Here is a 22,435-nt window from a genome sequence, read left to right on the forward strand (position 1 = left end):
CAAAAAGTAGGCTTAAAGCCTTGTACTATAAGGCTTTAAGCCTACTTTTAGCAACAAATTTGTCTATTACACCTAATTTTTATAACAATAGACAGTTATTTCTTGAGTTATAGATTATTGTTTTGTTCCGCCAAAAGCAGCACCTAATTTTTCATCTCCTTTTTGTAGCACTGCAATACCAGTTACCTCATTAGCGTTTTTACCCGCAAATGAACCTGAGTAATCTCCTGAAAAACCAGTATTGGTTGTAGCTGTTCCACTGAAAGAAATAAAATTATCAGATGAGTCAGTCACATTTGTTGCTTTACTTATTTTTGCATTATTTAATGTAATATTTTGAACATTGTTTTTAATTTCACCGCTAATATTTTTATTAGTAAAATCAGCTTCTAATTTTACGGTACCGTCAGTAGTAATATTATGATTTTGATCGACTAAAAGGGCAGTGCCTATATAAGTAGCTTTACCTGAGAGGGTATCTAAAACATCTCCTTTAGTAGAATCATTAGCAGTATCTAAACGTGCAAAATCTTTTTCTCTATTATGGCTAATCATAATACTGTAAGCCGAGTCATTTAAATTTACAGCATAGACATCGTAACTTGCTTCGTTTGTAGTGAAATTCGCTTTTTTATAGCCTGAACCATCAAGTACTAAAATTTTATCAAGTTCATCTTCTATGTTATCTATTTCATTATCATTAGTAGGTGAAACATTTTCCCTATCTTCTAAATAATAGTCATCAAAATGTGTTGCTAAATGTATAGAGTTGGAAGAATTTGTAGTATTTGAAGAGTTTATAGTATTTGAAGTGTGATTATTTTCTGAACCCCCAGAAGAGCTACATGCAGTTATTCCTAACGCAACGAATAAAGGCATTAATCCATGTAATTTTTTAGTCATAAATGTTTCCCTTATAATATTTTTTAATAAATGAATGTTACTATTATTTAAAATAATGGATTAGGGAGGGGGAAATCAAGTTTTTATTTTGAATATGATTGAGAATTAAAAAATCAGTAATTCTGTAAAAAATTTTTTTAGAAGTAGATCAAATATCCAATAATCTCTCTTGTAGTTCCTTTGACTTTCCTAAGGTGTAGATCTATATTAACAAACGGTTAACATACAGCATGATTACATATGCGAATTTACTTCATACTCTAGCTACATATTAATTTAAGGATTTATTATGGCTAATTTCTTAGGTGATTATCAAAAACACGTTGAACAAAGACAGGCAGAAGGCGTTTTTCCATTACCATTAGATGCGGAACAAACTGCGCAATTAATAGAACTTTTAAAAGCCCCTTCTCAAGACAATCCAGATTATCTTTTAACTCTTTTTGAAACTCGTATCCCAGCAGGTGTTGATGAAGCAGCTTATGTTAAGGCTTCTTTTTTATCTGCATTAGTAGCTGGCGATGTTACATCACCATTAATTAGCCAAGAACGTGCAGTAGAATTATTGGGAACGATGCAAGGTGGTTACAATATTGAACCTTTAGTGAAAGCGCTTGATAACGATAAACTTGCCCCTTTAGCAGTAAAAGCGTTATCTCATACTTTATTAATGTTTGATAGTTTCCATGATGTTGCAGAAAGAGCAACTGCGGGTAATCCATTTGCTAAACAAGTATTGCAATCTTGGGCAGATGCCGAATGGTTCTTATCTCGTCCTAAATTAGCAGACAAAATTACCGTAACAGTGTTTAAAGTAACGGGTGAAACCAATACTGATGACCTTTCTCCTGCACAAGATGCGTGGTCTCGTCCTGATATTCCATTACATGCAAAAGCAATGCTAAAAAATAGCCGTGATGGCATTACACCTGATAAAGAGGGCGAAGTTGGTCCAATTAGTCAAATTAACCAATTAAAAGAAAAAGGTTTTCCTTTAGCGTATGTTGGGGATGTGGTGGGTACGGGATCTTCTCGTAAATCGGCAACTAACTCTGTGTTATGGCACATGGGTGAAGATATTCCATTTATTCCTAATAAACGTGCAGGTGGTGTGGTATTGGGTGGAAAAATTGCCCCAATTTTCTTTAATACCTTAGAAGATGCTGGTGCATTACCGATTGAGGTTGATGTAACTGCATTAAATATGGGCGATGTGATTGATATTTATCCATATGAAGGAAAAATTTGTCGTCATGATAGTGATGAAGTGTTAGCGACCTTTAGTTTAAAAACTAAAGTATTACTTGATGAGGTACGTGCTGGTGGACGTATTCCATTGATCATCGGTCGTGGCTTAACCCATAAAGCAAGACAAGCGTTAGGTTTAGGCGAAAGTGAAGTCTTTGTTAAACCACAATCAGTCGCAGCAAGTAATAAAGGCTTTACTTTAGCTCAAAAATTAGTCGGTCGTGCTTGTGGCGTTGAAGGAATTCGTCCAGGACAATATTGCGAACCGCGTATGACATCGGTTGGCTCACAAGATACGACAGGTCCAATGACACGTGATGAGTTGAAAGATCTTGCTTGTTTAGGATTCTCTGCGGATTTAGTGATGCAATCTTTCTGCCATACTGCCGCCTATCCAAAACCAGTTGATGTGACCACACACCACACCTTACCTGATTTTATTATGAATCGTGGCGGGGTATCGTTACGTCCTGGTGATGGTATTATTCACTCTTGGTTAAACCGTATGTTATTACCTGATACCGTAGGAACTGGTGGCGATTCACATACTCGCTTCCCAATCGGTATTTCATTCCCAGCAGGTTCAGGATTAGTCGCATTTGCTGCTGCAACGGGTGTAATGCCATTAGATATGCCTGAATCAGTGTTAGTACGTTTTACAGGCACAATGCAACCAGGTATTACATTGCGTGATTTAGTCCATGCTATTCCATATTATGCAATTCAACAGGGGTTACTCACTGTTGAGAAAAAAGGGAAGAAAAATATTTTCTCAGGTCGTATTTTAGAGATTGAAGGTTTAGAAAATCTTAAAATTGAACAAGCATTTGAATTGTCAGATGCTTCAGCAGAGCGTTCTGCCGCAGCTTGTACCATTAAATTAAATAAAGAACCGATTATCGAATATCTCAATTCTAATATTACTTTATTAAAATGGATGATTGCCGAAGGTTATGGTGATGCTCGTACCTTAGAGCGCCGTATTAAAAATATGCAGGCTTGGTTGGCTGATCCGCAATTATTAGAAGCAGATCCAGATGCTGAATATGCGGCAGTGATTGAAATCAATATGGACGAAATTAAAGAGCCAATTCTTTGTGCGCCAAATGATCCAGATGATGCGCGTAAATTATCTGAAGTACAAGGCGATAAGATTGATGAAGTCTTTATTGGTTCTTGTATGACCAATATTGGACACTTCCGTGCAGCGGGTAAATTGCTCAATAAATTTGCTGATGTGATTCCAACTCGGTTATGGATTGCACCACCAACGAAAATGGACGCTGCATTATTAACCGAAGAGGGTTATTACAGTATTTTTGGTAAGAGTGGTGCGAGAACAGAAATGCCAGGTTGTTCACTCTGTATGGGTAACCAAGCACGAGTTGCGCCGAAATCAACTGTTGTTTCTACCTCGACTCGTAATTTCCCGAATCGTTTAGGTCAAGGTGCGAATGTTTATCTCGCTTCGGCAGAATTAGCTGCTGTGGCAGCATTATTGGGTAAACTGCCAACACCAGAAGAATATTTAAGCTATGCAGCGGATTTACAACAAGATAAAGACGATACTTATCGTTATATGAATTTTGATAAAATTAATAGTTATGTGAAGAAAGCTGATGAAGTGATCTTCCAAACACAAGTTTAATTGATCATATTGTTGTATTTTTCTTATTCATCTCATTAAAAGTTCAATCCCATCACAAATGTGATGGGATTTTTTTGTTTTGCCAACTAGATAAATCTATTAGAATAACGAACAATATTATTTAGTTAATTAAGGAAGAAAAATGATTATTGTAACAGGTGGTGCAGGTTTTATTGGTAGCAATATTGTTAAAGCACTCAATGATTTAGGTCGTAAAGATATTTTAGTTGTAGATAATTTAACTGATGGAACTAAGTTTGCTAATTTAGCCGATTTAGATATTGCAGATTACTGTGATAAAGAGGATTTTATTGCGTCTATTATCGCAGGTGATGATCTTGGTGAAATTGATGCGGTATTCCATGAAGGGGCGTGTTCAGCAACAACGGAATGGAATGGAAAATATATGATGCAAAATAACTACGAGTATTCAAAAGAGTTGTTGCATTACTGTTTAGATCGTCAAATTCCTTTCTTATATGCCTCATCTGCTGCCACTTATGGCGATCGTTTAGAATTTGTTGAAGAACGCCAATTTGAACACCCACTTAATGTTTATGGGTATTCAAAATTTTTATTTGATCAATATGTACGCCAAATTTTACCTGAAGCACAATCACCTGTATGTGGCTTCCGTTATTTCAATGTTTATGGACCGCGTGAAAATCATAAAGGCAGTATGGCGAGCGTGGCATTCCATTTAAATAATCAAATACTAAAAGGTGAAAATCCAAAACTCTTTGAGGGTAGCGAACATTTCCGCCGTGATTTTGTGTATGTTGGTGATGTAGCCGCGGTGAATATTTGGTGTTGGCAACATGGTATTTCAGGTATTTTCAACTGTGGTACTGGCAATGCAGAAAGTTTTGCAGAAGTAGCGAAAGCCGTAGTGAAATATCATGGTAAAGGCGAAGTAGAAACCATTCCATTCCCAGAGCATTTAAAGAGCCGTTATCAAGAATATACGCAAGCAGATTTAACAAAATTACGTGCAACAGGCTATGACAAGCCATTCAAAAAAGTGGCTGAAGGTGTTGCAGAATATATGGCGTGGTTAAATAAATAATTGATAATTCGATGAAAATTTTAGTGGTTGGCCCATCTTGGGTCGGCGACATGATGATGTCGCATAGCTTGTATCAGATTTTAAAACAACGTTATCCTGATTGTGAAATTGATGTTTTAGCACCAAATTGGTGTCGAGCATTGTTATCGAGAATGCCTGAAGTAAATCAGGCATTAGCTATGCCAATAGGACATGGTGAATTTAATCTCCGTAAACGTTATCAAATTGGAAAAACATTACGAGGTCAATATGATTTAGCGATTGTATTACCAAACTCGTTGAAATCTGCGTTTATTCCATTATTTGCAAAGATCCCATTACGTCGAGGTTGGAAAGGAGAAAGTCGCTATTGGTTGTTAAATGATTTACGCAGTAATAAACGTGAGTACCCTTTGATGGTGCAACGTTATATTGCGTTAGCTTTTGATAAAGGGACTATTCCAGCAGCGAAAGATCTTCCCTTACCTTATCCTTATTTGCAAACCAATTTGCATCAAGTACAGGAAACACTGCGTGAATTTACGGCACGTTTTCAAATTGATACTGAACGTGAAATCATTGGTTTTTGCCCTGGAGCAGAGTTCGGCCCAGCAAAACGTTGGCCACATTATCATTATGCTAATTTAGCCCAACAGCTAATAGAACGCGGACAACAAGTCTGTTTGTTTGGATCGGCTAAAGATCATCAAGTTGGTGAAGAAATTCGGGCAAGTTTACCAGCAGAGTGTCAACGTTATTGTATTAATTTAGCAGGGGAGACTTCGCTACCGCAGGCGATAGATTTAATCGCAAGCTGTACAGCAGTGGTAAGTAATGATTCTGGATTAATGCATATTGCAGCGGCATTAAAACGCCCATTAGTTGCTGTGTATGGTCCGACAAGTCCTGAATATACGCCACCATTAACAGATAAAGTAAAAATTATTCGCCTAATTAGTGGTGGGTTGATTAAGGTTCGTAAAAGTAAGGATAGTGAACAAGGATATCATCAATCATTAATTGATATTCAGCCTGAAATGGTATTAGCGGCGTTAGATGAACTTCGCTAAATAGAGCTTGTTGCTAAAATTAATGGGTAAATTCTGTGAATAACGGGTTTATCCATTATTTTTTACTAAATAAAAAAGAGTGCCTTATTAGAGTCGTAATACTATTTATCGGAGGATTTTACATTGTCACGTTATGTTATCACGTTTAGTCTGGTGCTAATCGTATTACAGTTATTAATATTTATCTGGGTAAAAGCTTTTGATTGGCTAATCATGAATAAACCAGTCGTCGCACAATATAAACGCAAATTCGTGTGGATAAATTATCTTGTTATTAATGGCTTAATCGTCTTTTCACTATTACGCATAATTCCAAATGGGTTTCGCTACTCAGCCTTGCTGTTAACGGCTTTGTGGTATGTTACGTTGACAGCGATAGTGTTGTATTTGATTAAAAAAATTATCTCTATTTGGCAAGTAAAATTTACGGACTATCCTTTATTGAGTCGGGGATTAGCGTTAATAATTTTATTTGGATTATTTGGTGTTAGCATTTATCAGGCTTATGTACCACAAGTAACACATTATGCAGTTAAGATTGATAAACAAATAGCTCCCTTGCGTGTCGGTGTAGCGAGTGATCTCCATTTGGGGCATTTATTTGGTGCTAAACAATTAGAAAAGTTACAGCAGATTTTTGCACAAGAAAATGTCGATATTGTGTTATTACCTGGTGATATTATGGATGATAACCTTGAGGCATATTTTGCGGAGAAAATGCAGCCCTATTTTGCAAAATTGTCTGCCCCATTAGGAGTATATGCTACACTCGGTAATCACGATTTTTTTCAACAGCCAGCTCAAATAGCCAATGAAATTAGACGTGAGGGCATTTATTTACTTACAGATCAGGCTGTGGTGGTGTCGGATCGTGTCATTGTAGCAGGGCGTAATGATGAAATGGATCGTCAACGTCAGCCAATAGAAAAAATTTTATCAACAATATCAATGGATAAACGTAAAACACTGCCTATTTTATTGTTGGATCATCGTCCATCCTCTATTGAAGAAAATGCTAGAGCTGGTGCAGATATTCAAGTTTCTGGTCATGTACATAATGGGCAAATCTTTCCTGGCAATCTGATTGCGAAATTTGTTTATCAATTAAGTTATGGTTATCAACAGTTTGCGCAAATGCATACTTTTGTAACCTCTGGCTATGGTTTTTGGGGCGTACCATTTCGACTTGGTTCACGTTCGGAAGTAATGATTATTGATATATCAAGTAAAGAGAATTAATCAATGCAACATTATGATGTGATCATTATTGGTGCAGGTGCTGCAGGCTTATTTTGTGCTGCACAACTTGGGCAGCAGGGAAAATCTGTATTGGTGCTAGATAATGGTAAAAAAGCGGGCAGAAAAATCCTGATGTCTGGTGGTGGATATTGTAATTTTACGAATTTAGAGGTGAGTGCGGCGAATTATTTATCGCAAAATCCTCATTTTGTAAAATCGGCATTAGCCCGTTATACCCAATGGGATTTTATTGCCTTAGTAGCGAAATATGGTATCAGTTATCATGAAAAAGAAGCAGGACAATTATTTACCGATGAGGGTTCCGAACAGATTGTCGCGATGTTGTTGCAAGAATGCCAGTTAGGTAAAGTTGATATTCGCTTACAAACAAACATTGAATCAGTGCAAAAAACAGATAAGCATTTTGTGCTAGAACTGGCCAATAAAAATGCTATTCAGGCAGAAAATGTTGTAGTGGCGACAGGTGGGCTATCGATGCCGAAGTTAGGCGCAACAGCATTTGGCTATCAACTTGCAGAACAGTTTGGATTGAGCATCGTTCCTCCAAGAGCTTCATTAGTACCTTTTACTTATTTGGAACAGGATAAAGTTCTTGGTGCATTATCAGGTATTTCTTTACCAGTTACAGTAACGGCAAATAACGGCAAAAGTTTTAGCAATGCGCTGTTATTTACTCATCGAGGACTTTCTGGGCCATCAATTTTACAAATTTCTAATTATTGGCAACCAACGGAATGCGTAGAAATTAATTTATTGCCAAATTGTGATTTAGCAGAATATTTATGGGATTTACGGCAAACCTCACCTAAACTGCAATTACGTACCGCTTTACAGCGACTGTTACCAAATAAAGTGGTTGATGTTTTTTGGCAACGTGTGGGAATTAAAGAGATTGTCTTAGCGGATCTAAGTAAAACAATCGTTGCCACTTTAGTGCAGGCATTCCAACATTGGCAATTTATGCCGAATGGAACAGAAGGGTATCGTACCGCAGAGGTTACCTTTGGTGGAGTAGATACACAAGGTATTTCTTCTAAAACAATGGAAGTACAGCATGTCAAAGGACTGTACTTTATTGGTGAGGTTTTAGATGTAACTGGTTGGCTAGGAGGCTATAATTTTCAATGGGCTTGGAGTTCTGCTTATGCGTGTGCAATGGCAATTAACCAAAATTAATGTTCAGTAAAAGAACGTATTTCACTAAAAGCGGCTAAGAATAAGCCTAGTGGTGGGCGTGCAGAGTTTTGTTGTTGGTATGTTGCATTAAACTTCTTGTAGTTACCATATTTGTCAATTTGATACTGTACCCCATCATTATCAATGATAACTGTCCAACGGGCATTAGCACTTAATGTCCACTTGTCTTGATTTGCTTTATCTGAAAAGAGATTATTACCTAATGCAAAATCGCTCACTGGATTTTCGGCTTTAAAAATATGCTTTAATAAGGTTGGCACAATATCTAAATTACTGCTTAGGTAGGTTTGTTGTTCTGCTGTTTTTTCGTGCCAATGAATGAATAATGGGACTTTAATTTTCTCTGGTGAAAAATTAGCCAAATCTTCATTTTCACTGAAACCATTATCAGCGGTAACAATAATTAGCGTATTATCGTATTGCTGGTTTTGTTTTAGAGTATCTATTAACTCTGCAAAGGCTTGATCAACTTGTAATAAGTTTTGTGAATATTGATAAATAGAAATACTATCCGTTGTGTTCGTTGTAGTATTTTTATTTTGTTGAATAGTTGTCAGAGATAGATCAATAAAGCTAAACCATGGTTTAGTATCTGCATTTTGCTGTTGAGCATACCATGTTTGCCACTGTTTAAAGGCAGTAAGATTATTGCTGCTATATTGTCTTTCATCTTTATTAAATAATACAGAAAAGAGTGGTTGAGCGACTTTCTGTGTTAATTGCGCTTGGATTGTATAGTTTAATTCATGTAAATGTTTGAGTAAGACTGGTTGTGTTTTACTAAATAAGATACTGTCTAAATAATTGCCAGGTAAACCATAAAATAAACCCACTAAACCTTCTTGTGCTTGATTACTACTGCTGTAATGTTGCTGAAAATTGATTGTTTGTTGTGCAAATTGCGATAATGCTGGTGTTGTGGTTTCTGAAATAGCGGTTGCTCGTAAACCTGAAATATTAATCAATAAAATATTTGGTGTTTGTTCAGTTTGAGCGTAACTAATGGCCCGTTTAGGATAGTCTAGATAATGTGCATCAGCACGTCCATTACTGGTGAGTGCTGCTTGATAACTTTCCGCATCTAATACTCCATTTTTCTCTAAAAATTTCCTTGCGGTCATTGGATAAGAGAGGGGAAGATTAGAACGCTGTGCCGTAATTGGACGATAAAATGTTGCATCTGCCCACGCATAAATTAAGTGCATAGCGATAAAGGCAAGCAAAAATGTATAAGAAACAGGTTTTATCCATTTTTGTCGTTCTAAACTACGGAATTTTTGCCAAGACCAACGGGAAAATAACATTTGCAATAATAGAATAATTGGCATTGGTGCAAAGAAGAGTTGCCAATCACGAGCTAATTCACCATTTTCTGGATTGATGACCAAATCCCAAACCATTGAAGTTAAGTGAATATAGAATCGTTTATAGATTTCGCTATCAACTAATAAAATTGTGGTGCAAAGTGTTGCCAAAATAACGGTAATTCCACGAAAAGTCCGATGATTTTTTATAATAAAACTCAGTGGGAAAATAATGAGTAGATAAATGGCAAAAACAATAAAACTAAAATGCCCAATGATACTGATAAAAAAGTAAATTTTTCCTAGTAGAGTATCTGGCCAATCAGAGAAAAAAGCGTAACGTGAACCAATAATAAAAGAGATAATAATATTAAAAAAAGCAAACCAATGTCCCCACGAGATTTTTCTCGATAACTCTTCGCGATCTTGTTGGGTGTAATGCAGCTTTAACATTATTGGTGCCGATTAGTGCTTGTTATGGGCGGTTGCTAATGAATTTAATAATGCTTCAGAGAATGCTTTTGCTAAAGGAAGGCGTTGAGACTCTTTCACACTGCTAAGTAATAAATTACTTACCATATCACCTAGAACGATTAATGATAAATCAACAGGTGCCTGATGTTTTTCTAATGTGCTGATCATTTCATTCATTAGAGCTTCAATTTCTTTATTTGAATATTTAGAATGTGCCGCCATACAAAAATTTTTTATGAAATAAACGTGGCGCTTATCATACCAGATTTTTTCAGAAAATCGGGTAAAAATAATCGGGAAAATCTCCTATAATGGGGAATATTTTGGCAAAGGTAGTGTAAATATTATTATGAGTATAAATGTTGAACAGATTATTTTGCATCAATTACAAAGAAAATTAACTGAAGATGCAGAAACCATTGAACTTGAAACTAAGTTACGAGGTCAAACCCTCCCAGAAACAGATTTGGTACAGCAACTTATGCTGGAATTGCATCAACATTACCAAGCTAAAAATAAAACCTATGCGGTATTTCATGCAGAATCTAAATTTGCCCAAATGCTTAATCGATATTTAGAAAAGGAACTTGATTTTTTGACCTTTAGTCAGCAAGCAGTGCAACTTTTGGCACAAGAAATTAGTAAATATAGTTTTGCTACGGGTGGAACATTTATCGTCAGTCAATATAACTTTTTAGCAACAGATTATTTGTTTTTAGGATTAATTGATAGTAGAACGAGTTTATTGGTGGACGAACAATTAGACGTACATGGTACTCAGTATTTGGATCTTAGTAAGTGTGACATTATTGCCCGAATCAATTTGACGGAATTAAGTATTGATGCGCAATCAAATCGATATTTAACTTTCTTAAAAGGAAGAATTGGACGTAAAGTTGGTGACTTTTTTATGGATTTTTTAGGGGCTGAAGAAGGATTGAATCCAAGAGAACAAAATCAAATCTTGGTACAGGCAATTCAGGATTATTGCCATCAAGATGATGTTGCACCAGAACAATCAAAAGAAGTGAAACAACAAGTACTTGCTTATTGCAAAGCGAGAGCTGATGAGGGAGAAGAAATAGATGTTGAAGCATTATCTGCGGAAATGGATCAATTAAATGGACAATCTTTCGTAGAATTTGCTCAATCTGAAGCATATGAATTAGAAGATTCTATTCCACCATTACCAGCGACATTGAAAAAACTAGAAAAATTTTCTGGTTCTGGACGAGGGGTAACGATTAGTTTTGCTGCAGAGTTATTGGATGCTCGCATTATTTGGGATGAAGCAAATGATACGTTATTGATTAAAGGACTACCCGCTAACTTGAAAGACCAGTTGCAACGTAATAAATATTAAATTGGCATTTTAGCTAAGTTTAGGTATTATCAGTTTGAGTTAACGAATATTAGAAGGCTAACTATTATGAAATTAAAAATTGTTTTGTTGTCATCACTTTTTGCATTTGGTATTTCTGCTTGCTCAACACCAGTAGGAAAACTTGTGTACCGTATTGATGTTCCACAAGGGAATTATCTGGATGCTTCTACGGTAGAGAAATTACAAAAAGGAATGACGCAAGAACAAGTTCAATATTTACTTGGTACACCATTAGTTGTTGATCCATTTAATACATCTAACTGGGTTTATGTACAAAGAATTCAAAAAGGACATGAAGATCCCATCGAGAAGAAACTCGTAGTCCATTTTAATCAACAGAAAGTCGTAGAAAGTTTTGACTATTCTCCTGAATTAGCTCAAGCAGAAGTGAAAGAAGTTGAACAACCGCAAGTTGAGACAGAAAAGAAATCTTGGTGGCAATTCTGGAAATAAACGACTAAAAAACAAAAAACCTACCAAATTTGGTAGGTTTTTTACTGTTCTTATCTTGAACTTGGAATGCTGAAACGTTTGTTAAAGCGTTCAACACGACCACCAGTATCAACAACACGTTGTTTACCAGTGTAGAATGGGTGACATTTTGCACATACGTCTAAGTTAAGATCGTGACCTACAGTAGAACGAGTTTTGATCACATTACCACAAGAGCAAGTCGCTGTGATTTCTTTATATTCTGGATGAATACCTTGTTTCATAATAACCTCAAATTCTCATGTGCCGCTATTGATCACCTAAGAACCAACACCGCACATATTTTTACAAAAAAACATCGCCAAAAGGCGACAGTAAAAAGGGAACTGAATAATATAGGAAATCAGGCTAAAATTCAACACAAAAAATATATTTAGGATTTGTAATTGTTTTGTTTTTATCTGCGTTGTTGGCAAAAATTGCCTATAATGTTTCGGTTGTTAGCAGATGTAAGGTAAATAATGAAAATTATACGGGTTGCATTAGATATTTCGTTAAGAAGTCAGTTCGATTATGTATTATCAGTGGAAACAAAGATTGAGCTTGGTTCAAGAGTATTAGTACCATTTGGAACACAACAACGAGTCGCAATTGTAACCGATTTTCCAGAAACCAGTGAAATTGATAACTTAAAAGAGATAATCAAGGTTTTAGATCATACTTCACTATTTGATCAACAAACTTGGCAATTATTGCATTGGGTAAGAGATTATTATCATCATCCATTAGGTGAAGTTTTATTTTCAGCACTACCTGTGAAAATACGCAAAGGCGAACCTTTATCTGCTAGTCGGCAACTGTTTTATCAATTAACTCCGTTAGGCGAGCAAGTTATTAAACAACAAAGTTTATCAAGAAAGCCACGCCAACAAGAGATGTTATTGTTTCTACAACAGCACCAACGATTAGAAAAAAATAGCGATGTTTTTTCACAAGCAATTAAGAAAAATGTGTTAATGAATGGGTATGTTGAGTTGGTAGAAATAGAAACATCATCTCCTCAATGGTTTGAGATAGAAAACCTCAATACGTTTGTTCAAACGAAAAATAAATTAACACCAAATAAAGAACAAGCCTTAGCAGTTAGTCAGATTAGTTTAGCTAAAGGTTTTCATACTTGGTTGTTACAAGGAGTAACTGGATCTGGAAAAACAGAAGTATATTTGCAAGTGATCGAAGAGGTGTTGAAACAGGGAAAACAGGTGTTAGTTTTAGTGCCTGAAATTGGTTTAACACCACAAACAATCCGCCGTTTTAATTTACGCTTCAATGTACCGATTGCCGTTTTACATTCAAATATGAATGATAATGAACGCTTACAAGTTTGGCGAGCCGCAAAAGCGAATCAAGTTGCGATTGTAATTGGTACTCGATCAGCAATTTTTACGCAATTTCAGACATTAGGTTTAATTGTTTTAGACGAGGAGCATGACCAATCTTTTAAACAGCAGGAAGGATTGCGTTATCATGCAAGAGATGTTGCTGTTTATCGAGCTAAACAACATAACATCCCGATTGTGTTAGGAAGTGCAACACCTAGTCTTGAGAGTCTATATAATGTAGTATGTAAAAAATATCATTTAATTAGATTACGTTATCGAGCGAATAATCAAATACCTAATCATCAGATGGTTGTAGATTTAAAAAATCAATACTTAGAGAGCGGTTTATCGACAACCTTACTATCACAAATGCAAGAAGTGTTGTTGCGTGGGGAACAAGTTCTCTTATTTTTAAATCGTCGTGGTTTTGCACCTGTGTACTTATGTCATGACTGCGGTACAGTTGAGATGTGCCAGCATTGTGATAAACCCTATACTTATCATCAATATCGGCGTATTTTACAGTGTCATCATTGTGGTGCTCAAAGACCTATTCCATACCAATGTTCGCATTGTGGTTCAACACATTTACTGACTACGGGACTAGGTACAGAACAACTTGAGCAAGTATTGCAACAGAAATTCCCAAATTATCAAGTAGTACGTTTAGATCGAGACAGTACGGCGAGAAAAGGATCTTTAGAACGATACTTACAAGAGATTGCTCAAGGTAAACGACAAATTTTGATTGGCACACAAATGTTAGCTAAAGGTCATCATTTTCCTAATGTAGGATTAGTGGGATTAATTAATATTGATAGTGCATTATTTTCAGCCGACTTCAGAGCAGAAGAACGTTTAGCACAATTATATGTACAAGTGGCAGGAAGAGCTGGACGGGGTGAACGAGCTGGAATAGTATTATTACAAACACATTATCCAGACCATCCGTTATTTAAGATATTGATTTCAGGAAATTATACGGAATTTAGTCAACAGATATTACAACAACGTTATCAGTTTCAGTTACCACCTTATTACTATCAAGCAATGATAAAAGCATCTGGACGAGATGAAGAGAAGGTTAAACAGGTATTACAATTATTAGTGGAACAGATGCAAGATAGTGAAGAGGCTATTGTAGAGGGTTTACAAATATTAGGTCCATTGCCAACAATTATTGAGAAAAAAGCAGGTCGTTACCGTTGGTATATTTTGTTACAGCACCAACAGCGGAAAGCATTGCATCAACAGTTGTTTAGGATAGAACATTTATTGACCATAATAAAATTGCCATCAGGAATAAGGGTATCGTTGGATATTGATCCTTATGATTTTAGTTAAGGTTTATAGATATTTGGTTTCGCACAAAACATTCATAGACTCCAATATTTTCTAGTCAACATTTTAAAATTTCAGTAAAATTAGCGCCCGTTTTATAAGTAAAAGATAAGTTAGGAAAGAGTTGTGGTTCAACGAGATTATGCAAGGAGTTCTGGCTCCAGAAGAAGACAACAGCAACAAGGAAAAGGTAAGAAAAAATTATTATTGGCTTTAATTGTAATTATTGTTGTTGCTTTTGCGATAGGGTTGTTCTTTTTGAAAGAAAGTTCACCAGTAAGCAAAGAAACTGAGCTTACACCAGAAGCAGCACCAACAGCTAAAAAAAGTACGTTACCGAGTCGTCCAGAAGAGGTTTGGAGTTATATTAAACAACTTGAGACAAGGGAGGTGCCAGTTGATGACAATGCATCGTCTGTTGCTAAAAATGCACAATTAACTGAAGAGCAGAAGAAAATTTTATTACAATTAGAACAAGATAAATTAGCTGAACAAGCAAAACAAAAAGCTGAAGAACAGGCTCGTTTGAAAGCAGCTGAACAAGAGAAATTAGCTCAAACTAAAGCAACATCACAGCAACAAACAACGACTCAACCTAAAGTAGTTGAAAAAGTGGAAAAAACAACGACAACGACCGCTAAAACTGTAGTGACTGAAGCAAAAACAGAAAGTGAGAGTAAGAAAAATACTGATAAGTCAGGTCGTAAGTATGGATTGCAATGTGGTGCATTTAAAAATAAAACCCAAGCAGAGGCGATGCAAGGTCGCTTGGTGGTTAGTGGATTTAATGCTTTCACTAAAAGCTCGGCAGATTGGACTCGTGTTTTTATTGGACCATTAGATAGTTATAATGCAGCATCTAACGCAAAATCTACTTTAGGATCAAAAGGAATAGATTGCGTTGTTATTGGAATGTAACTTTTAATTTTTGAGCTTTATTCTTTGTAATAAAGCTCTTTACGCCATTCAGGAGTTTTTCCATCATTACTCCAGTATTCATCTAATTATTTATTCCTTAATCACTAAATTCACTTCTTAAGATTCATCAGTTGCAGTTTGGTGTAATGATAAAACCGCAGCCCCTTTTGCCATCATTCGTAATTGTAAAATTACTCGCTGTTTTAAGGCATCTCGCTCTTGATGATTCATATCTAATGCATGTGAACCAGCGGTAAAGACTAATGTTACCATTCCTTCTGATTGTGCTTTAGCCACATAATCAGGAATAGTTTTATCTTTATTCATAATATATTCCGCTAATTCTGCAACAAAATGGTTAATTTCTCGGGAAGCAGCAGTACGGAACTCTTGTGATGTACCAGAGCTTTCACGCAATAAAAGGCGAAAAACGTTTGGACGGTTAGCAATAAACTCAAAAAAAGTTTCTACAGAGATAACAATTACACTACCGCCATCAGCAATTCGCTTACGAGCTTGACGCATTAATTGACGTAAGATTAAGCCAGCTTCATCAACCATACTTAATCCAAGCTCATCCATATCACGAAAATGGCGATAAAAAGAGGTAGGTGCAATACCTGCCTCTCGACTGACTTCACGTAAACTTAGGTTAGAGAAACTTTTTTCTGCACTAAGCTGATCAAAAGCCGCATCAATTAATGCACGACGCGTTTTTTCTTTTTGTTTTGCTCGAATTCCGCTCATAATGTTTAATCTTGAGTTGGGGTAACAAGTAACGGTTTAATATTTTTTTCTACTAATTGAGCAACACGTTGATAGCGTGCTCGAAGTGGTGAACCAGGACGATAGATTAAACCAACGGAACGATAAGGGCGAGGATTAATACATGGAATGTATTTTACACCTTCTCTTGAACGTTCATTTAATACAGCAAGTTCTGGCATAAATGTAATTCCTGCATTCGCTGCAACCATATTACGTAATGTTTCTAAACTGGTTGCTTGATAATGTGTATTTTCTTTAGCTCCAGCAACAAAACAATAACCTAATGCTTGATCTCGGAAACAATGTCCATCATCGAGCATAAGTAACTCATAATCTTTTAAACGTTCGAGAGGAATTTCTTGTTCTTTGGCTAAAGGATGCTTATCAGATACTGCAATTAGCATAGCTTCATCATAAATAGGAATTTCCATAAATGCAGAAGTTTCTTTTACTAAAGCAACAATTGCACAATCTAGTTGCCCTTTTTCTAATTGTTCTAGTAATTGATGAGTTTGTGCTTCATAGAGATAAACCTCTAACTCAGGGAAGGCTTCTCGTAACATTGGAATAATATAAGGTAATAAATAAGGTCCAATTGTTGGAATCATGCCAATATGTAATGGGCCTGTCATATCTTTCCCTTGATTACTTGCCATTTCACGAAGTAATTGTACTTCTTTTAGAACATTACGAGCTTGATCAACTAATAATAAACCTGACTGAGTAAACAATACTTTACGGCTAGTACGTTCTAATAAAATAATACCTAATTCATCTTCAAGTTTACGAATTTGTCCACTAAGCGTTGGTTGGCTGACATGACAAGCATCGGCGGCTTTACGAAAATGTTTATGATCAGAAAGCGCTACCAAATATTCTAGATCCCTAAGATTCATGACCCCTCCTTTATAGGTTATGACGATTAAAAATTGTATTTTTAATTGGAGGAAACTATAACATATTTATTGTCGAGTACAATTATTTTCTTCTGATGATAACCATTGTTTTACTAACTCATCTGTAATGAGCTTGTGCGACCATAAACTGGTAATAGCTGGTTGTGGAAATTGGTTATTATTATAAGCAATTAACTTTTTGAAATCGAAAACAGCGTGAGGATAATCATTAATTAATAGTAATGCGAGATAGCCATCTTCAGACCAGCAAATTTGTAATTTACGGGCAATTTCTTTCTGTTCAACAGAAGTGACATTATAAATGTGCAAACTATCAACAATAGCTTCAGTTTGTTGAGTATCAATTGCATAGAAATAACCAGTATCGCCATCATCTTCAAAGACAACTGCAAGATGTTCGTGTTGGTTAGAATGCGTGCCAATTTGTTTTGGTTGACTAATAAAAAGTTCGTCTTCAAGCGTGAGATGAAACATAATGATCCTTATAAAGAAATAGTGGATAAATGTTGTTCAAGTTTGTTGATACATTGTTCTAGAATGTCTTGATCTTGTTGCGTAAAACGAGCGAATTTAGGGCTATCGATATCCAATACGCCAAGAATTTTTTGTTGGTGATAGATCGGTAAGACGATCTCAGAATTACTAGCACTATCACAAGCAATATGACCATCAAATTGATGTACATTGTCAATACGAAGTACTTTTTGTTGGGCTATCGCTTGACCACAAACACCCTTACCAACAGGAATTCGAGTACAGGCAACTTTACCTTGGAACGGACCTAACGTGAGGATATCGTCTGAATTGAGTAGATAGAAACCGACCCAATTAATGTCTGGTAGAAATTGATTCAGTAAAGCAGAAGTATTGGCTAAGACACTAATGAGGTTATCATCATCAGTAATAAGTGCTTGTAATGTGTCTGGTAGATTATTTAATTCATCTTCTGAAAAAGAAAACATTGATACTCCTAAACAACTAAAAGCCGAAAGGAATTTCCTTTCGGCTTATGATTAAATGATATAACGGATAAATTACCAACCTTTTACAACAGAATCTTTAAATTCTTCCATTGCTTTTTTATATACTTCTTCAGTGTTATAGGCTTTTACGAAGTTTTGTACATCAGGATCTGCTTTATTATCTTCACGAGCAACGATGATATTAACATACGGAGATTCTTTATCTTCTACGAAAACAGCATCTTTACTTGGGTATAATCCAGCTTGACCTGCAAATGTATTATTAATAATAGCTAGATCAACTTGACCTAAAGTACGAGGAATCAAGTTTGCATCAAGTGTTTTGATATTTAATTTTTTTGGATTTTCCACAATATCTAATGTGGTTGGTGTTAAGCCTGTGCCAGCTTTTAATTTAATTAAACCTTGAGCTTGTAATAAAAGTAATGCACGTCCGCCATTAGTTGGGTCATTAGGAATAGCAACAGTAGCACCATCTTTTAGTTCACTAACTTTTTTAATTGTTTTTGAATAAGCGGCAATTGGATAAACGAAAGTATTTCCAACGATAACAAGATCAGTCCAGCCACGATCTTTCATTTGTGAATCTAAATATGGTTTATGTTGGAATGCATTTGCATCAATCAGTTTATTTTCTAATGCAGCGTTAGGGGTTACATAATCAGTAAATGGTACTAATTCAACTTCCAAACCATATTTATCTTTAGCAATTTTTTTTGCTGTTTCTGCAACAGTCATTTCAGGACCAGTTTGGATACCAACTTTAATTTTGCCATCTTTTGCAAAAGCTGAAGAGGAAAAAGCAATAGCAGCAGATAATGCACTAATAGTTAAGATGTTTTTGATTTGCATATAAAATCTCCTTGGATTATTTATGATTAAAATAGCGGACAAGTTGATCGCCAATAGTTTGGATAACTTGTACCATAATAACGAGAATCACGATGGTAGCGATCAAAATTTCAGGCACATAAGTTTGGTAACCGTATTGAATACCAACATAACCTAAACCGCCACCACCAACAGTACCTGCCATTGCTGAGTAGTTTACTAAGGCAACTAATGTGATCGTAATTGCATTAATGATACTTGGTAAGGCTTCAGGTAATAAAAATTTAGTAATAATTTGGAAGTTGCTTGCTCCCATTGCTCTTGCAGCTTCTGTTAAGCCAGATGGAATTTCCATTAATGCCCCTTCTACTAAGCGAGCGACAAAAGGAATGGCCGAAATAGTCAAAGGTACAATCGCAGCAGTAGTTCCAATAAATGTGCCAAGAATAAGCATCGTAAATGGAATAATCGCAACTAGTAAAATGACAAAAGGTACAGAACGACCAATATTAACAATGGCACTAAGAATTGTATTTAAACTTCTATTTTCTTTAATTTGCCCTTTTTTAGTAATAAACAGCACCACGCCCAAAGGAATGCCAAATAAAGCAGCGAAAAAACCAGAAGCAAACACCATATAAAGTGTTTCTAGTGTCGCATTGCCAATTAAAGTCCAAACTTGAGGAGTTAACACATCAAACATAACCGAGTACCTCAACACGCACATTGTGTTCCATTAAATAAATTTTTGCTTGAGTAATAGCATCTTCATCACCTTCCACTTCAGCGATAACAAAACCAAATTTTACGCCCCCAGCATAATCAATCTGTGAGGTTAAAATGCTTAAATCAATACCAAATTTTTTCGAAGCAAGTGAAAGTAATGGGGCATCAACAGAACGTCCAGTAAATTCAAATTTAATTAATGGATAGGATTCAGCATTACGTGGTGATTCACTGAGCTGAGCCATATATTCATCAGGCAAGTTAATGTGGAATGTTGAACGAATAAAATCTTGTGCTAATTGTGTTTTTGGATTAGAGAAGATTTCACTGACAGAACCTTGCTCAACTAAACAGCCTTTATCAATGATAGCAACATGATCACAAATTTGTTTTACCACATCCATTTCATGAGTAATTAAGAGAATAGTAATACCTAGATTACGATTAATTTCTTTCAATAATTTGAGAATAGATTGGGTAGTTGCTGGATCTAAGGCACTTGTTGCTTCATCACATAATAATACTTTTGGATCACTCGCTAATGCACGAGCTATGGCAACACGTTGCTTTTGTCCACCAGATAGATTGCTTGGATAAGCATCTTTTTTATCTGCTAAGCCAATCATTTCTAGCAATGTATTCACTTTTTCTTTGATTTTCTCTTTTGGCGTACCATTTAATTCTAAAGGTAATGCGATATTACCAAAAACAGTACGGCAACTTAGTAAATTGAAATGTTGGAAAATCATACCAATTTGGCGGCGAGCTTGTACAAGTTCAGCTTGAGAAAGCTGCATTAGATTTTTGCCATCAACAATGACATTACCACTCGTTGGACGTTCTAAAAGATTAACACAGCGAATGAGTGTACTTTTCCCTGCTCCAGAAGCACCAATAACCCCAACAATTTTACCTTTAGGTATATGTAAAGAAACGTTATCCAGTGCAGTGAGCTGTCGTCCATTCACTTGGAAAGTTTTATAGATATTTTCTAATTTGATCATTTTGACTTAATTAAGTGGATAAAAGAAAATTATCGAGTATTTTAGACGTCTAGATAGCTATGTCAATATGTTTTTATAAAGTTTAGTTATTAGCATTTAAAATATAGTTTATGCTAAGTCATTGATTGATAGATAAGAGAAGACGTTTACTTATATTAGAGATGAAATCATAATTTTATAAAAATAGACAGTAGGGTAGAGGTAGAAATGAAAAAAGCTGTTTTTTTAGATCGTGATGGGACACTAAATATTGATTATGGTTACGTTCATACCATTGATCAATTTCAATTTATTGATGGAAGCATTGAAGCGCTAAAAGAATTACAAGAAATGGGTTATTCATTGGTATTAGTGACGAATCAATCAGGAATTGCAAGGGGGTATTTTACAGAAGAACAATTTAACCAATTAACGGAATGGATGGATTGGTCGTTAGAAGATCGAGGCGTACATTTAGACGGTATTTACTATTGCCCACATCATCCAGATGGTCAGGGAGAATATAAACAAGAATGTGATTGTCGAAAACCAAAAGGAGGAATGCTACTTGATGCAATCAACGATTTAAACATCGATGCAAGACAATCTATTATGATTGGTGACAAATTAGATGATGTGTTAGCGGGTAGAGCGGCAGATATTGGTTGTACTGTTTTAGTTAGAACAGGAAAACCGATTTCAATAGAGGTAGAAAGAGAGGCTAATTATGTTATTGATTCTATTGCAGATCTTCCAGAGTTAGTGCGTCAAATTCATTTTTCAAAGTTTAAAAAATAAACGGTTGAATTTTTTTTATAAAAAACTACTTGCAAGGTGTATTTAAATCACTATAATGCACCTCCGCAACGACGCTGAAGTGTGAAGTTAAAAAAAAGAAAGCGTCGTTTTTTGTTCTTTAAAAAACCAATAACAGACAATCTGTGTGGGCATTCGGTAGGGAATTTTTTTTAGACTGTGAAGAAAGAAGTTTTAAAAAGAATACCTTGAATGCTGAAAACTCAGAAATTCATTAAGATTGAAGAGACGAAGTCAGTATTTGAGACGAGATTAAATTGAAGAGTTTGATCATGGCTCAGATTGAACGCTGGCGGCAGGCTTAACACATGCAAGTCGGACGGTAACATAATGAAAGCTTGCTTTCATTGATGACGAGTGGCGGACGGGTGAGTAAGGCTTGGGAATTTGGCTTATGGAGGGGGATAACCACGGGAAACTGTGGCTAACACCGCGTAGTATCGAGAGATGAAAGTAGTGGGACTTTTTAGCCACTAGCCATGAGATAAGCCCAAGTGAGATTAGGTAGTTGGTAGGGTAAGGGCCTACCAAGCCGACGATCTCTAGCTGGTCTGAGAGGATGGCCAGCCACACTGGGACTGAGACACGGCCCAGACTCCTACGGGAGGCAGCAGTGGGGAATATTGCGCAATGGAGGGAACTCTGACGCAGCCATGCCGCGTGAATGAAGAAGGCCTTCGGGTTGTAAAGTTCTTTCGGTGATGAGGAAGGCGGGTAAGTAAATAGCTTACTTGATTGACGTTAGTCACAGAAGAAGCACCGGCTAACTCCGTGCCAGCAGCCGCGGTAATACGGAGGGTGCGAG

The 22,435-nt window shown here is 36.0% G+C and carries 21 protein-coding genes and 1 rRNA gene; 11 read left to right on the forward strand and 11 right to left on the reverse strand.

Annotated features, from left to right (window positions below; translation table 11 throughout):
• Positions 1–114: 114 nt before the first annotated feature.
• Complete coding sequence (locus ACFFHT_RS09795; protein ID WP_382375754.1) at positions 115–903, reverse strand: factor H binding protein domain-containing protein; 789 nt, start codon at positions 901–903, stop codon at positions 115–117.
• A 289-nt stretch (positions 904–1,192) separates the two neighbouring features.
• Here ACFFHT_RS09795 and acnB point away from each other — a divergent pair, with 289 nt between their 5' ends.
• The 5 genes from acnB (at position 1,193) to ACFFHT_RS09820 (ending at position 8,350) form a co-directional block, all read left to right on the forward strand.
• Positions 1,193–3,799 (forward strand): bifunctional aconitate hydratase 2/2-methylisocitrate dehydratase, encoded by a 2,607-nt coding sequence (gene acnB, locus ACFFHT_RS09800; protein ID WP_382375756.1) that lies wholly within the window; start codon positions 1,193–1,195, stop codon positions 3,797–3,799.
• A gap of 142 nt (positions 3,800–3,941) precedes the next feature.
• Positions 3,942–4,865 carry an ADP-glyceromanno-heptose 6-epimerase gene (gene rfaD, locus ACFFHT_RS09805; protein ID WP_382375758.1) on the forward strand — a complete coding sequence of 308 codons (924 nt, stop codon included), beginning with the start codon at positions 3,942–3,944 and terminating at the stop codon, positions 4,863–4,865.
• An 11-nt stretch (positions 4,866–4,876) separates the two neighbouring features.
• The gene (waaF, locus tag ACFFHT_RS09810; RefSeq protein WP_382375760.1) at positions 4,877–5,914 is read left to right on the forward strand and encodes a lipopolysaccharide heptosyltransferase II; all 1,038 of its coding nucleotides are present in this window, start codon (positions 4,877–4,879) and stop codon (positions 5,912–5,914) included.
• 123 nt (positions 5,915–6,037) lie between these two features.
• Complete coding sequence (locus ACFFHT_RS09815) at positions 6,038–7,153, forward strand: metallophosphoesterase (RefSeq protein ID WP_382375762.1); 1,116 nt, start codon at positions 6,038–6,040, stop codon at positions 7,151–7,153.
• 3 nt (positions 7,154–7,156) lie between these two features.
• Positions 7,157–8,350, forward strand: coding sequence for a BaiN/RdsA family NAD(P)/FAD-dependent oxidoreductase (locus ACFFHT_RS09820; RefSeq protein WP_382375764.1), 1,194 nt, complete (start codon positions 7,157–7,159; stop codon positions 8,348–8,350).
• Here ACFFHT_RS09820 and ACFFHT_RS09825 read toward each other — a convergent pair.
• Entirely contained in the window at positions 8,347–10,128 is a 1,782-nt protein-coding gene (locus ACFFHT_RS09825) for a DUF3413 domain-containing protein (RefSeq protein WP_382375766.1), read from the reverse strand. The genes ACFFHT_RS09820 and ACFFHT_RS09825 overlap by 4 nt on opposite strands.
• A gap of 12 nt (positions 10,129–10,140) precedes the next feature.
• A complete protein-coding gene (locus ACFFHT_RS09830) occupies positions 10,141–10,371 on the reverse strand; it encodes a YejL family protein (RefSeq protein ID WP_382375768.1) in 231 nt (76 codons plus the stop codon).
• Positions 10,372–10,498: 127 nt separating this feature from the next.
• On the opposite strand from ACFFHT_RS09830, the gene yejK reads away from it, so the two are divergent.
• The gene (gene yejK, locus ACFFHT_RS09835; RefSeq protein WP_382375770.1) at positions 10,499–11,512 is read left to right on the forward strand and encodes a nucleoid-associated protein YejK; all 1,014 of its coding nucleotides are present in this window, start codon (positions 10,499–10,501) and stop codon (positions 11,510–11,512) included.
• A 66-nt stretch (positions 11,513–11,578) separates the two neighbouring features.
• Entirely contained in the window at positions 11,579–11,986 is a 408-nt protein-coding gene (bamE, locus tag ACFFHT_RS09840) for an outer membrane protein assembly factor BamE (RefSeq protein WP_382375772.1), read from the forward strand.
• A gap of 50 nt (positions 11,987–12,036) precedes the next feature.
• Here bamE and rpmE read toward each other — a convergent pair whose 3' ends face one another.
• Positions 12,037–12,249 (reverse strand): 50S ribosomal protein L31, encoded by a 213-nt coding sequence (gene rpmE / locus ACFFHT_RS09845; protein WP_382375774.1) that lies wholly within the window; start codon positions 12,247–12,249, stop codon positions 12,037–12,039.
• Positions 12,250–12,486: 237 nt separating this feature from the next.
• Between rpmE and priA the strand changes: the two genes are divergently transcribed.
• Positions 12,487–14,691, forward strand: a complete 2,205-nt coding sequence (gene priA, locus ACFFHT_RS09850; protein WP_382375776.1) for a primosomal protein N' — start codon at positions 12,487–12,489, stop codon at positions 14,689–14,691.
• Positions 14,692–14,814: 123 nt separating this feature from the next.
• A complete protein-coding gene (ftsN, locus tag ACFFHT_RS09855) occupies positions 14,815–15,606 on the forward strand; it encodes a cell division protein FtsN (protein ID WP_382375778.1) in 792 nt (263 codons plus the stop codon).
• A 117-nt stretch (positions 15,607–15,723) separates the two neighbouring features.
• On the opposite strand, the gene fabR is transcribed toward ftsN, so the two are convergent.
• From fabR to metN, 7 genes are all read right to left on the reverse strand, one after another.
• Positions 15,724–16,353, reverse strand: coding sequence for an HTH-type transcriptional repressor FabR (fabR, locus tag ACFFHT_RS09860; protein WP_382375780.1), 630 nt, complete (start codon positions 16,351–16,353; stop codon positions 15,724–15,726).
• A 5-nt stretch (positions 16,354–16,358) separates the two neighbouring features.
• Positions 16,359–17,270, reverse strand: a complete 912-nt coding sequence (oxyR, locus tag ACFFHT_RS09865) for a DNA-binding transcriptional regulator OxyR (protein WP_382375782.1) — start codon at positions 17,268–17,270, stop codon at positions 16,359–16,361.
• A gap of 66 nt (positions 17,271–17,336) precedes the next feature.
• Entirely contained in the window at positions 17,337–17,765 is a 429-nt protein-coding gene (locus tag ACFFHT_RS09870; protein ID WP_382375784.1) for a DUF2251 domain-containing protein, read from the reverse strand.
• Positions 17,766–17,773: 8 nt separating this feature from the next.
• On the reverse strand, positions 17,774–18,253 hold the full coding sequence (msrC, locus tag ACFFHT_RS09875) for a free L-methionine (R)-S-oxide reductase MsrC (RefSeq protein WP_382375786.1): 480 nt from the start codon (positions 18,251–18,253) through the stop codon (positions 17,774–17,776).
• Positions 18,254–18,325: 72 nt separating this feature from the next.
• Positions 18,326–19,126 carry a MetQ/NlpA family lipoprotein gene (locus tag ACFFHT_RS09880; RefSeq protein ID WP_382375788.1) on the reverse strand — a complete coding sequence of 267 codons (801 nt, stop codon included), beginning with the start codon at positions 19,124–19,126 and terminating at the stop codon, positions 18,326–18,328.
• Between the two features lie 16 nt (positions 19,127–19,142).
• Positions 19,143–19,808, reverse strand: coding sequence for a methionine ABC transporter permease (locus ACFFHT_RS09885; protein WP_382375790.1), 666 nt, complete (start codon positions 19,806–19,808; stop codon positions 19,143–19,145).
• Positions 19,801–20,835 (reverse strand): methionine ABC transporter ATP-binding protein MetN, encoded by a 1,035-nt coding sequence (metN, locus tag ACFFHT_RS09890; protein ID WP_382375792.1) that lies wholly within the window; start codon positions 20,833–20,835, stop codon positions 19,801–19,803. Before metN ends, ACFFHT_RS09885 begins: the two co-directional genes overlap by 8 nt.
• A 207-nt stretch (positions 20,836–21,042) precedes the next feature.
• Here metN and gmhB point away from each other — a divergent pair, with 207 nt between their 5' ends.
• Entirely contained in the window at positions 21,043–21,612 is a 570-nt protein-coding gene (gene gmhB, locus ACFFHT_RS09895; RefSeq protein ID WP_382375794.1) for a D-glycero-beta-D-manno-heptose 1,7-bisphosphate 7-phosphatase, read from the forward strand.
• Between the two features lie 272 nt (positions 21,613–21,884).
• Positions 21,885–22,435, forward strand: a 16S ribosomal RNA gene (locus ACFFHT_RS09900); the annotation flags it as partial.

It is taken from the genome of Gallibacterium melopsittaci (assembly GCF_042433085.1).
Classification (GTDB): Bacteria; Pseudomonadota; Gammaproteobacteria; order Enterobacterales; family Pasteurellaceae; genus Gallibacterium; species Gallibacterium melopsittaci.